The 12,216-nt window shown below is 40.6% G+C and carries 13 protein-coding genes; 8 read left to right on the top strand and 5 right to left on the bottom strand.

Annotated features, from left to right (window positions below):
- Nucleotides 1-153: 153 nt before the first annotated feature.
- A complete protein-coding gene (locus tag ACFQZS_RS05290) occupies nt 154-1,356 on the bottom strand; it encodes a GAF domain-containing sensor histidine kinase (protein ID WP_377098008.1) in 1,203 nt (400 codons plus the stop codon).
- Nucleotides 1,357-1,436: 80 nt separating this feature from the next.
- Nucleotides 1,437-2,306, bottom strand: a complete 870-nt coding sequence (locus tag ACFQZS_RS05295; protein ID WP_377098010.1) for a LysR family transcriptional regulator — start codon at nt 2,304-2,306, stop codon at nt 1,437-1,439.
- A 95-nt stretch (nt 2,307-2,401) separates the two neighbouring features.
- Between ACFQZS_RS05295 and ACFQZS_RS05300 the strand changes: the two genes are divergently transcribed.
- From ACFQZS_RS05300 to ACFQZS_RS05315, 4 genes are all read left to right on the top strand, one after another.
- The gene (locus tag ACFQZS_RS05300; protein WP_377098012.1) at nt 2,402-3,124 is read left to right on the top strand and encodes a class I SAM-dependent methyltransferase; all 723 of its coding nucleotides are present in this window, start codon (nt 2,402-2,404) and stop codon (nt 3,122-3,124) included.
- Between the two features lie 85 nt (nt 3,125-3,209).
- Nucleotides 3,210-3,491: a pyrimidine/purine nucleoside phosphorylase gene (gene ppnP, locus ACFQZS_RS05305; protein WP_377098013.1), complete on the top strand. Its 282-nt coding sequence runs from the start codon at nt 3,210-3,212 to the stop codon at nt 3,489-3,491.
- A gap of 351 nt (nt 3,492-3,842) precedes the next feature.
- Nucleotides 3,843-4,058, top strand: coding sequence for a hypothetical protein (locus ACFQZS_RS05310; protein ID WP_377098015.1), 216 nt, complete (start codon nt 3,843-3,845; stop codon nt 4,056-4,058).
- 212 nt (nt 4,059-4,270) lie between these two features.
- Complete coding sequence (locus tag ACFQZS_RS05315; protein ID WP_377098016.1) at nt 4,271-7,036, top strand: Ig-like domain-containing protein; 2,766 nt, start codon at nt 4,271-4,273, stop codon at nt 7,034-7,036.
- 37 nt (nt 7,037-7,073) lie between these two features.
- Here the strand turns inward: ACFQZS_RS05315 and ACFQZS_RS05320 are convergent, their stop codons facing one another.
- Nucleotides 7,074-7,361: a YciI family protein gene (locus ACFQZS_RS05320; RefSeq protein WP_377098018.1), complete on the bottom strand. Its 288-nt coding sequence runs from the start codon at nt 7,359-7,361 to the stop codon at nt 7,074-7,076.
- 123 nt (nt 7,362-7,484) lie between these two features.
- On the opposite strand from ACFQZS_RS05320, the gene ACFQZS_RS05325 reads away from it, so the two are divergent.
- From ACFQZS_RS05325 to ACFQZS_RS05340, 4 genes are all read left to right on the top strand, one after another.
- Complete coding sequence (locus ACFQZS_RS05325) at nt 7,485-8,666, top strand: galactokinase (protein ID WP_377098020.1); 1,182 nt, start codon at nt 7,485-7,487, stop codon at nt 8,664-8,666.
- Between the two features lie 3 nt (nt 8,667-8,669).
- Complete coding sequence (locus ACFQZS_RS05330) at nt 8,670-9,206, top strand: RNA methyltransferase (protein ID WP_377098022.1); 537 nt, start codon at nt 8,670-8,672, stop codon at nt 9,204-9,206.
- 36 nt (nt 9,207-9,242) lie between these two features.
- Complete coding sequence (locus ACFQZS_RS05335; protein ID WP_377098024.1) at nt 9,243-9,908, top strand: YdeI/OmpD-associated family protein; 666 nt, start codon at nt 9,243-9,245, stop codon at nt 9,906-9,908.
- Between the two features lie 82 nt (nt 9,909-9,990).
- Nucleotides 9,991-10,677, top strand: a complete 687-nt coding sequence (locus ACFQZS_RS05340) for a hypothetical protein (RefSeq protein ID WP_377098026.1) — start codon at nt 9,991-9,993, stop codon at nt 10,675-10,677.
- A 3-nt stretch (nt 10,678-10,680) separates the two neighbouring features.
- On the opposite strand, the gene ACFQZS_RS05345 is transcribed toward ACFQZS_RS05340, so the two are convergent.
- Both ACFQZS_RS05345 and ACFQZS_RS05350 read right to left on the bottom strand, forming a co-directional pair.
- On the bottom strand, nt 10,681-11,319 hold the full coding sequence (locus ACFQZS_RS05345; RefSeq protein WP_377098028.1) for a uridine kinase family protein: 639 nt from the start codon (nt 11,317-11,319) through the stop codon (nt 10,681-10,683).
- A complete protein-coding gene (locus tag ACFQZS_RS05350; protein WP_377098030.1) occupies nt 11,312-12,211 on the bottom strand; it encodes a DPBB and LysM peptidoglycan-binding domain-containing protein in 900 nt (299 codons plus the stop codon). The genes ACFQZS_RS05345 and ACFQZS_RS05350 overlap by 8 nt, the downstream gene beginning before the upstream one ends.
- Nucleotides 12,212-12,216 lie beyond the last annotated feature (5 nt).

Raw genomic sequence — 12,216 nt, forward strand, 5'->3', positions numbered from 1 at the left:
TAAAGCGTAACACCACAAACAAAAAACCCGCTCATGGCGGGTTTTTTTGTTGTTATATTTGGCAAGATACCGTTATAATACCTAATGAAAATCGTTGAAATTGCTGTACTATTTATACTCCTTATTATGTTTATAAAAACAATGAGGCGTTAGCTATGAGGCAATTTGCGGTAAGCTTACTTCAAATGTCGCGCCCTCACCGGGCTTTGAAATTATATGCATAGTGCCGTTTAAACCACTTATCAGATGTTTAACCAGTGCCAAACCGAACCCGTAACCATTTTCACCACTCGTCCCATCAGTTGAAGAGGCTGTTCCATCAAGTATTTTTTCAATTGCCTGGTCAGACATACCTACCCCACTGTCGCTAACATTTATCTGCAATAATACCGGTGTGTCCTTTTCTGTTTTAAGTGTTAACGAAACACGTACTTGCCCGCTTTCGGGCGTAAACTTCATTGCATTGGATACCAAATTACCAATTATTTGTAGCAATTTGTTTTTTGAGAATGGTACCGTTGCCGTTTCGGGCGATATAAATACAGTAAACCTTATATTTTTATTGAGGGCCTGGGGCTGGTAAAGTTTTTCTAATTTATCCTTAAGCAGTACCAGGTTAAATTCATCTGCACCAGGTGCTTTTGTTTCTTCGGCTGTTAAAATTTCATCAGCAAGCTCCAGTATAGACCTGCCGCTTTTTTGTATCAGGTTAATAAATTCAAGCACCTCATCTATCTGGCTGTTGTTCCCCTGCTCGCTAATTATTTGTGCCAACCCTATAATGCCGCCAAGCGGTCCCCGTATATCATGGGCAACCTTCTTTTTTGTTTCATCAGCATATCTTAACTGCCCTCTCAGGTCATTAATTACTTTAAGTGCCTTTAAGCGGCTTACTATCTCATTAGCAATTATTTTAAGCAGCTCTGTTTTTTCAGGCGATATATTTTTTACTTCCTTATCAAGCACGCATAAAGCGCCAATGTTATGGCCCTCAGATGTGGTTAACGGAAGGCCGTAATAGTACCTCAGGTTCGGGTCGTCAGTAACGTAAGTTTTATCTTTAAAACGATCATCAGCAGACAGATCCGCAACCTCAAACGGATGTTCATCCATTATGGTGTACTGGCATACAGAGTCTTCCCTTGGCATCTGATCAAGCGGCAGGCCGTGATTGGATATGCTCCATTGGGTAAAAGAGTCTATTAAATTTACCAGGGATATTTTTGTTCCGGCAACATTAGCTGCAAGCTTTGCCAGATCTTTAAAATTGTCTTCCAACGCTGAATAGTCCAGATCATATTCTGAAAGATCAATTATTCGTTCAAATTCATTTTTTGGGATAGGTGCATTCGGCATATTTTTCAAAGTTTAGTTCTTTATTTACGTCTTTTAGGAGTATAGGGTTTTATCCCTTAACGCAAATTATTTGCCAATTTTTATTTTGGATAATTTTTTACAAACCAATTAAGCGCGGTATTACCCGGGCCTGGCCGGTAAGCCAAAACTACTTCGGTTTTAACAGGGATCTTATCCAGCGGTATAAAGGAAAGGCTGGCATTCTCGTTTTTTACTGATAACGGTAATATGGAAATACCTAGTCCTGCTTCTACTAACTGTAGAATAGAATGCACATTATTCGCCTCGTGAACGATAGTAGGACTGAAGCCTAACCTATTGCAGATCTCTAACAAGCAGCTATGATAATGCGGCGCGTATTCCTTATTGAAAAAAATGAAGGGCTTGTTTTTAATTTGAGCCGCCAGCTCTTCATAATTTTTAAATCTTCCATTTCCTGAAGGCATTACTACCATAAACGGATCAAAAAACAGACTATGAACTTTCAGTTTATCTGAATGCACAGGTGCCCTGAGGATCCCCACATCCAATTTACCCTGCTCAAGCGCTTCTATTTGTTTAACGGTGGGTCTTTCGTATAAACTTGTTTTAACGTGAGGGAAATTTATGCGCATAGCTTTTAAAACTCCGGCCATGTGCGGTTGATATAAAGAACTTATGTAACCTATTTTTAAATCCCCGCTTTCCGCTTCGTGTATTTGTTTTACAGTGTGCTTGCTTTCTTCAAGGCTTGCCAGTATTGTATGTACTTGGGCCAAAAAGTATTTTCCGGCATCGGTTAACGCCACGCGTTTGTTGTTTCTTGTAAACAGGCGCGCGCCCAACTCTTCCTCTAGTTCTTTTATCTGCCTGCTTAGTGGTGGTTGAGAAATGAAAAGCGCATCCGCAGCATTCCTGAAATGCAGATGCTGAGCGACAGTTTTAAAGTAAATAAGGTGTCGTATTTCCATTGTTATGATACTTTATAGATATCAATATTTGATAAAATTGATATTTTTCAAATATTATAAAAGCGTTTAAATTTGGCAATATCAATTACAGAAATATGAATACAGATTTTTCAAAAAAAGCAGGGAACGATGAAATAAAGCATCGTTTTGATAATGATGTTGAACGCTTTTCTAATCTGGATACCGGCCAGCTCACTACTATAGACGCGCCACTCACCATGGAATTATGTACCGAAGCCGCCAGGTATATCAACCCTAACGCCAAATACCTGCTTGATATAGGTTGCGGTGCAGGCAACTACACTTTAAAAATGTTGAGTAAAATAAATAACCTTAACTGCACATTAAATGATTTGAGCATGCCAATGCTTTTAAGGGCAAAAGAGCGGGTGGGTGCAGAAACAACCGGCGAAGTAAGTATCATCCAGGACGATATGCGCAATCTGCAACTGCCTGATGAAAGCTTAGACATAATTTTAGCCGCGGCAACGCTCCATCATTTGCGAGACGATGCGGACTGGGAAAACGTTTTTAGTAATATGTACCGTATGCTTAAACCCGGCGGCAGCTTTTGGATATCAGACCTGATAACGCATGATTCGGAACCAATTAACCGTTTGTTTTATAAAAACTACAGCGATTACCTGGAAACTTTAGGCGGACCTGAATACCGGCAAAAAGTATTGGATTATGTCGCATATGAAGATACACCCCGGTCTTTAAACTATCAAACCGCGCTTTTAACCAAAGTTGGATTTAAGCAGGTGGAGGTATTACATAAAAATTCCTACTTCGCGGCTTTTGGCGGGGTTAAGTGACTTTGCTAATGGTAATAGTTGATTAACCACCCGCTATGAACTATTAACTAAAATTCCCATATTCGGGCACTTTAACAAAAGCACAATGATCAACGTAAACGAATATTTTGAAGGGGCAGTAAAATCACTTGCCTATACATCTGCCGAGGGCAAATCAACTATTGGCGTAATTGAAAGCGGAGCCTACGAGTTTGGCACGTCGAGCCATGAAACAATGGTGGTAATTGAAGGAGAACTGGTAGCCTTGCTTCCTGGTGAAACGGAATGGAAAAGCTTTACAAACGGCCAATCGTTTGAAGTACCTGCTAACTCTTCATTTAAGGTAAAAGCATCTGCACAAACGTCTTATTTGTGTAAATACAAATAAACGGCGCCATACGAAAGTGCTGGCTAAGGGCACCACTGTGGTAGTTGAAAAAGAACAAAGCAAATTATTTACACCGGCAGCGTATAACTTTGCCGGTGTTTTTTGCTTTAAAAACAAGCGGGACCTATCTCTTATACAAGCATAAAATAACCTCAAACTATAAAATTCATATCGCCTAAGTAAGAAGTTTTCCACAAATCGCAAAAAAAGAGTAAAAAACAGCCCTTTTTTAACATTTTGAGAACAAGTTTTACTTAGCACGTTGTACATGTTAATAACAATACATTATGTTTGTACAAACAATTATTACCTGACAAGAGTTAAACTTTTTTAAACAATTAAAAACTTATCATGGCAACACCTACAAGTGGCGGCATTACCGCCTATTCAGTGAAAACAAAAACCAAAAACGTACCAATGGTTAATCCTGTTATTGATGTAAAATCAGGCAGATACATTGCAACCGGTACTGATGGTGCAGGAAACAAAATGGCTGCAATTATGAGCAAAGCTACAGCAGAAGGTCATATCAGCAGCGGTGCCGCAAAAAAAGGAAGCGGCTGGTAAATAAAAATACCATTAAGCCACAAGGCATCAGGGCAGAATTCTATGTAGGATTCTGCCTTGTTTTTTTATAGGAGTTTTTTTTATTTAAACTTCCTGAAAAAGTTACGCTACACAGCATACTATAATTTGTAAAAAAATGTTAAAATAGCATGTTTTAACGCCTGCGGGTGTAAATATCTATATTTAACCAATTTTATTAGTCAAATTGCAAGATGAACCTAAAGAGATTTACTTTTTTACTTTCGCTGTTTTTAGTTACCGGCTTTTCCGCTTTTTCACAAACAGATTCTATTCCGTTAGTAACGCTTGCCCAAAAAACAGCCGAATACAATAACTCCTACCCTGTAGAAAAAGTATATCTGCATTTTGACAAACCATATTACGCGGTTGGCGACACCATCTGGTTTAAAGCCTATGTTACTGCAGATAGCTATAGCGATTTAAAGCAGCGTGTACCGTCTGCAATAAGCAATGTGGTATATGTAGACGTAATTGGCAAAGACACCATTGTACAAAAATTTAAGTTAGCAGTTACTAAAGGCGTGGCATTTGGTAATATAGCTATAACCAAAGCACAATACAGGCAGGGAAACTACCAGATAAGGGCGTATACTAAATGGATGCGCAATTTTGATGCAGCTTACTTTTTTGATAAAACTTTGAGTATAGGCGATGCCATTAATAAAAAAATACTTACAAATATTTCAATAACATCGTCTACCCAAAACAATACTGCTAAAGTTTTGGTGCGTATTAATTACCGCAACCCTGATGGAAGCGCCATTGCCGGCAAAAAAGTAAACTGGCGCGTTCAAACCAAAAACGATGAAGTATTGTCAAAAAGTAAAGAAACAACTGATGCTAACGGCAATATAACTGTCAGTTTTACTACAAATAAACTAGCTGACCTGCCAACGAGTGACCTCTTTACGGAAATTGACGCAAGCCCCAAAGAGATAACCACGCAGTTTTCGCTGAAAAATACGGCTGCTGCAATGGACGTTCAGTTTTTTCCGGAGGGTGGCGATCTTATTGAAGGTGTAGCCGGTAAAGTGGCATTTAAAGCCGTAGCCCCTAACGGAATGGGCGCAGACATTAAAGGTATAATTACCGATAATACGGGAGCCACTGTTGTTAATTTTTCATCGCAACATTTGGGCATGGGTACATTTAGCCTCACCCCTGCTGCGGGTAAAACTTATAAGGCTGCCGTAACATTTGCTGACGGATCCAAAAACACTTATGACTTGCCGAAAGTAAGTGCCCAGGATATTACGATAAGCATTGTAAGTGTATCTCCCCAACGTTTAGTGTTGAACTTATTATGCAATGACGCTTATCTCCAAAAAAATAAAGGGAAGCGATTTTATATTATTGCCCAAAACGGGCAGGCAGTTTTTTACGCTGCACAAACCGGCGCGTTAGGCGCAACTACTTTTCCGTTGTCAATAACCAATAAACTACCCTCAGGCGTAGCCAAAATAAGCGTGTTAAGCAGTAACGGAGATGCTTTGTCTGAACGGCTTGTATTTATTAACAAAAAGGACGATCAGTTGTTACTTTCGCTGAATACGGCAAAACCTGTTTATACAAGCCGGGATAATGTTGTAATGAACGTGTCTGCAAAAAATGCTGATAAACCTGTAGCAGCCGACCTTTCAGTTACCGTAATTGATGAAGCAAAGGTACCTTATGATGAAAGCGATGAAACAACTATTCTAACCCATTTGCTGTTAACATCAGACCTGAAAGGGTATATTGAAAAACCTAACTACTATTTCAATGCCCCCACAGATAAAACCAATGCTGACCTGGATGCTTTGATGCTTACACAGGGTTATAGCCGGATTGTATATAAAAACATAGCCGCTAATAAATTACCGCCCAATGTTAAATTTCAACCGGAAGATGGCATAACCATATCAGGTACATTGCGCACATCAGTGGGATTGCCCGTAAATCGCGGAAACGTTAACCTGGAAATAAAAGACAGGCGCATGTCTGTTAATACACAAGCTAACACCGTAGGCGAATTTGCCTTCTCAAAGCTTTATTTCCCCGATTCGCTTCAAGCCGTTGTGAGTGCTAAAGGAAATGTAAACAGCAGCAACTTCATGATCATTCTAAACAAAGATTCTTTTCAGCCTATCACTGCAAGTGTAAATGCTCCGGCTGCTTTTGTAAATATAGACAGCGCAATGCGCCCCTACCTGCTAAACAGCAAAAAAATGGCTGATAATTCTCGTGTACTTAGCGAAGTAACCATTCGTGCCAATGTAGCGCCTAAAGTAAAAAAGGCAAGTCATAGCGATAACTCTGCCCTTACCGGATTACCGATGATGGCAAGCCGTACTATTGATGGTGCCATGTTTGCCGCTTGTGCCACCTTGTTTGATTGCTTACAGGGACAAGGAGGTTTAAATTTTGACCAGCAGACCCAAACTTTGACCCTTACCCGAAACCAAACGCAGGGTGATAACAGGCCTGTTGCTATATACTTAAATAACTTTATGGTTGATTTTAGCACTTTACGCACCATTGATCCTAAGACAGTAGAATCTGTAGAAGTATTTTTGAACGACGGGGTTAGTAGCATTAACCGTATGACCGGAACCACAGGCGTGGTTGTTATAAACTCAAAAAAGGTTGAAAACGCTAAAATGAGCAAGGACCAGATAGCTGCTGTATTAGATGATTTTATGCCTGCCAACAGCGGTGTAAAGATAAAGCCCCAAGGGTTTAGTGCCGCCAGAACGTTCTATAGCCCTCGCTATGATGTATCAAAAGATACCTATGTTGGCGGCGACTTGCGCACTACAATCTACTGGAATCCACGGGTAAACACTGACCCTACTACCGGTGCTGCTACTTTTGACTTTTTTAATGCAGACGGAAAGGGCAGTTATAAAGCCATTATTGAGGGCTTTGATGCCGATGGCAATATCGGCCGTTCAATTTACCGGTATAAAGTTGAGTAATGTTAAGCTGTAGCAGCAGCAGTTAAAACCGCTGCTGCTATAGCTCCGCAACCCTTCCTGGTTTAACGTCAACAGTTTCCCATACACCCTGGGTAACATAAGGCTCATTGCTTTTCCATGCTTCCAGTTCTTCTTCTGTTTCAAACTGAAGTACCATTATTGAGCCTACGGCATTACCTTCTTCATTTAAAATGGCCACAGCAGCTATCAAATTACCTGCGGCTTTGGTGGCACGGGCAAAATCAAGGTGATGCGGCCTAACATTTAGTCTGCGTTGTACTGCACCATCGTCTGTAAAATCATATCCGGTTACTATGTATTGCATGTTGTTTATTATTTAAACTATTGTTGTGAACAAAGTAAAACGCTAAGGTGTTTTTATTAAAGCAATATTAAGGTTAATAGTGTAATAATTACAATATTTGCCAGCTCAAAACCAGTAGGGTAAATGAATAGCGATCTTTCTCAAAAATTTGTTCAAATCTATCAAAAGGAAGCCACAAACGCTTTCTTTGCTCCGGGCAGGATAAACCTGATCGGAGAACATACCGACTATAACGGAGGGCTGGTATTGCCTTGTGCTATTGAATTTGGCACAACAGTGTTAACAGCACCTAACAACAATAATGTGCTGCGTTTAAGAAGCCTTAATTTTGATGAATTTGCAGAGATACCGCTGCAGCCAGGGTATGCAAAAAATGGTGATAGCTGGTATAATTTCCCTTTAGGGGTAGCTGACTACTTTATAAGGGACGGCCATAAGTTACAGGGCCTTGATATGCTTTATTGCGGTGATGTGCCTATCAGTTCAGGCCTTTCCTCTTCAGCTTCAATTGAAGTGGTAACAGCTTATGCGTTTAATGAACTGTTTAACGCCGGTTACTCAAAACTTGATCTTGTTAAGTTATCAAAAGCGGTAGAGAACAATTTTATAGGTTTAAACAGCGGTATAATGGACCAATTCGCAGTAACGTTCGGTGAGAAGGATAAAACAATGGCTATAAACTGCGATACTTTAGATTATGACCTGGTTAACGCCAATCTTGGCGATTATATCCTGGCGGTAATAAATACAAATAAGCCCCGTAAACTGGTGGAATCGAAATATAATGAAAGAGTGGAGGAATGTTCAGTCGCTTTAACGGCTTTACGCCAACAACTTGACATTGACGACCTTTGTGATATTGACCTGGCTGCCTTTACACAAAATATGCACCTTATAGCAGATCAGACAATACTTAAGCGGGCCCGGCACGTTGTAGAAGAGAATGAACGTGTGAAACAAGCTATAAACGTGTTATCAAAAAACAACCTGGCCGAGTTTGGACAACTCATGTACGCATCACACGATTCATTGCGTAATCTTTACGAGGTTAGCGGCGTTGAACTGGATACTATTGTTGATTACGCGCTAACTAACCCCAATGTAGCAGGCGCACGTATGACTGGTGCAGGATTTGGCGGTTGCGCCATCGCATTGGTTAAGAAAGATAGCTTTGACACCTTCAGTAATGAGGTAATGGCGTATTATACCAGTAAGATAGGCTACGCTCCTTCAGTTTACCAGCAGCGTATAGGTGGTGGCGTTGGCAGTATAACCGTCAATTTGCAGGAAAATAATAAGGTCTGATTGATGCGCAAATTAAAATTAGACGAACTAAACCGCGCATCAGTAGCCGAGTTTAAAACACAACAAAAACTGCCGGTTGTAGTTGTGTTAGACAATGTGCGCAGTATGCATAATATAGGCTCCATATTTAGAACCAGCGATGGTTTTGCTGTAGAGAAAATAGTTTTATGCGGCATTTCTGCCCAGCCTCCTCATCGCGAGATAGAAAAAACTGCTTTAGGAGCCACACAGTCTGTTGATTGGACATATTATGCTGAGGTAACAGAAGCCATGGATGAGCTAAAAGCTGGTGGATACAAAATTATAGCTATAGAACAAGCCGAGAATAGCACCATGCTAAATGAATTTAGCCCTGCGGAAAATGAAAAGTACGCTCTGGTATTTGGCAATGAGGTGAATGGGGTAAGCAGCGAAGTAATGGCTATGGCAGATGACTGTATAGAAATACCACAGTTCGGCACCAAGCATTCTTTTAACGTGGTAGTTTCGGCAGGTATAGTGCTTTGGGATTTTTTTGCTAAATTGAATTTGAAGCAGTAAAACCTCCTTATTGCTTCTTAAAACCTTTGTTTAAGTATGAGCAATCTGGCAGCAAAACTAAAAATGAAACCCGGCAGTACCTGGCTGCTGTTTGGCTTTCCGGAAAACTATCCCGCTCTGCTGGAGTTATTTCCGGCAGACGTTGTTATCAAACACCATGCGGATGGGGAATTTGATAACGCGCTGTTATTTGTTAAAGATAATGCAGAGCTTACACAATCACTCCAGGTAATTGCAGAACTGCTGAAACCCGGAGCTATTTTTTGGATAATATATCCCAAGAAAAATTCGGGTATAGAAAGCGATCTGGAGATGATGAGCAGTTGGGATATATGCAAAAAATACGGGCTTCGCCCCGTAGCATCGGCAGCGATAGACCAAACGTGGACCGCACTCCGGTTTAAACCCTTTGAGGAAGTTAAATCATCAGAAGGCAGCAACCAAAACATTCGCCAGAACGAATACCTGGCTTATATTGATGTAGATAATAAAAAGATAACCCTACCGCCGGTTATGGCTGCTGTGCTGGAAAAACACCCGGGCGCATTTAACTTTTATAATAGCCTATCCTACAGCAATAAAAAGGAATATGTGCTTTGGATACTAACAGCCAAACAAGAGAAAACGCGTGAGGAAAGGTTAGCCAAAATGATAGAAAAATTAAAGCAGGGAAGAAAAAACTCATCCGAAAAACCTGTCTGAGCCATCCTGCAAGAAGAATGCCTATTGCCCGGGTATTTTTTTAGGGATATATTTGTGGCCACCAAATAATGAGTACTTGTATATGAAAAAGGTTCTTTTTGCTTTATTAGTTGTTTTGTCTGCCTGTAGTTCAAATAAACCTACTGAACCTTATAGTATAACAAACGTTGCCAAAAATCCGGACGGCGCAAAAATGGATGTTCAGCTTAAAGGCCGCATTAGCAAGCAGCAAATGCTGGATATAGCAGGTAATATTCGTAACGATAGCGCCCAATACGCTGCGCTCGAACTCAATTTTTTACTACCGGGCAACAGTTACAAAAATACAGGCGGTGTTATTGTTTATGCAATTGCGGGTTACCCTAAAGCCGGTGTTGTAGCCAAAAAAGATACCATTCGCGACTATGATAACAGGGTGATGAATTTTGAATTTATAGGTTTTACACCCGAAGCTGCACAGCACTTACTATCGCTTAGCCCGGAGGAAATGGTGGGTAAATTGGTTTTAGGAAAATTTATTGATGATGCCGCTGGCACTATCAGCATTATTTATGACGATAGAAAAGACGAACAATACTACGTTATTGAATTGGACGGCGATGGCAAGGTAACTTCTAAAATACAACCAATGGCAATTACCCATAATGGCATACAAAAACTGGTGGTAAGCCCGCGTGGCGATTATATGACTTTGAAGGACAGCATCCTTACCATGTTCAGCATTGATGAGCCTGAAAAACCTTTTAGAAGTATTAAAGAAGGTATTTAACGCTTAGTTCCCGAAAACGGTTGTTCTTAGTTCCGCCGATATTTCCTCTGTTATTTTAACAATATTAGCTGTGGTGTTAGTGTTATTAATTATAACCTTGTGGCATCCATCTTTATAAGGCAATAAATACTCGTTATAAGCCGGCACAACATGGTGTATCCATTTATACATCACATCCTCGTTAGAGTAGCCGCGTTCAAGCAGATCGCGTTTAAGGCGGCGTTCTAAAGCGGTAGCACCATCTGCTTCAATAAATATTTTCATATCGATCAGATCGGCTATGCCTTTAAAATGCATAATAAAAAGTCCCTCAACAATTAATATTGGAGCGGGCTTTATCTCTAACATCTTAGGAATGGTGTTAGGATTATTGAACGTATATTCCTTTTTTAAAATGGTTTTCCCGGCTATCAAATCCAACACATCGCGCTCAAAATGTTCCGCATCAATGGTACGGGGCAGATCAAAGTTGTACAACTTATTCTCCTCCGGGGTCATGTTATGTGCTACGGGAATGTAGTAATCGTCCTGAGAGACCAGGCAAATCTCTTCCTTACTAAAATGATCTAAAAAACGGTTCAAAAAAAAAGTCTTTCCCGACCCGCTTCCTCCGGCAATTCCAATAATATAAGGTTTACTCATTTGGGGTTCCGTAGCTGATATTTACATGAACTCGTTTATCTAATGCGCCGATAGAATCAGCTACGTTTTTGGTTACTACAATAATGGCATCTTTTGTAGCCTCGCTATCAGTAAAACGCCCCACCACCTTAGCAAAAGTGGTTTTACCCGTCATAGGGTTGGTTATTTTAATAACGGTGCCTACAGGCGCAGTGCGGTGCAACGCTAATTTTTTAGATGGGTCCAGGCCCTCATCGGTCATAGAAACAGCTACGCCCTTTTCTGCCTTTTCAAACAAACCATATTTATTGGCACCGAACTTAACGGCATTCATGCTATCCTGCGGACTGCTGTAGCTAAAAGAATCTGTTTTTACAACCATTGGAGCTGTAACTACCGGAACAGGTACAGGCACGTTAGCCGAATTAAGCTTTACTTTTAAAAGTTGCCCTGGCGTGGTGTTGGTATTTGGGAGATTGTTCAGCTTAACAAGATCATCAACAGTAGTGTTAAAGCGCTTGGAAATGGAGTACAGGGTCTCTCCTGCTGACACTTTGTATTGCTGAACGTTAGCATCAGCAGTAACGGCTGGTGGGGTAGCTTGTGATACTACCGGTGCACCTTGCGATACCACCGCCTGTGCGGCAGGCGCTAAAAATGGCTGCTCTGTTGGCACTTTAATAATGCCCCCAACCTTTAGCGCCATATTGTTATTAAATTGGATGATAGCATTAGGTGCTACATTATACTTGCGACCAACAGAAAAATAGTTATCCTTTGGATCTAGCTTATGCAGCACAACTTTTTTGCCATTTAGGTTTTCAACCCCTACCGAATCCACCGGTGCTAACGCAAATAGCGGTACCGACAACGATAGCATAGGTACAACTAACAACAAACCTTTTAATTTCATAATAA

The sequence above is a fragment of the Mucilaginibacter calamicampi genome (genome assembly GCF_042676765.1).
Classification (GTDB): domain Bacteria; phylum Bacteroidota; class Bacteroidia; order Sphingobacteriales; family Sphingobacteriaceae; genus Mucilaginibacter; species Mucilaginibacter calamicampi.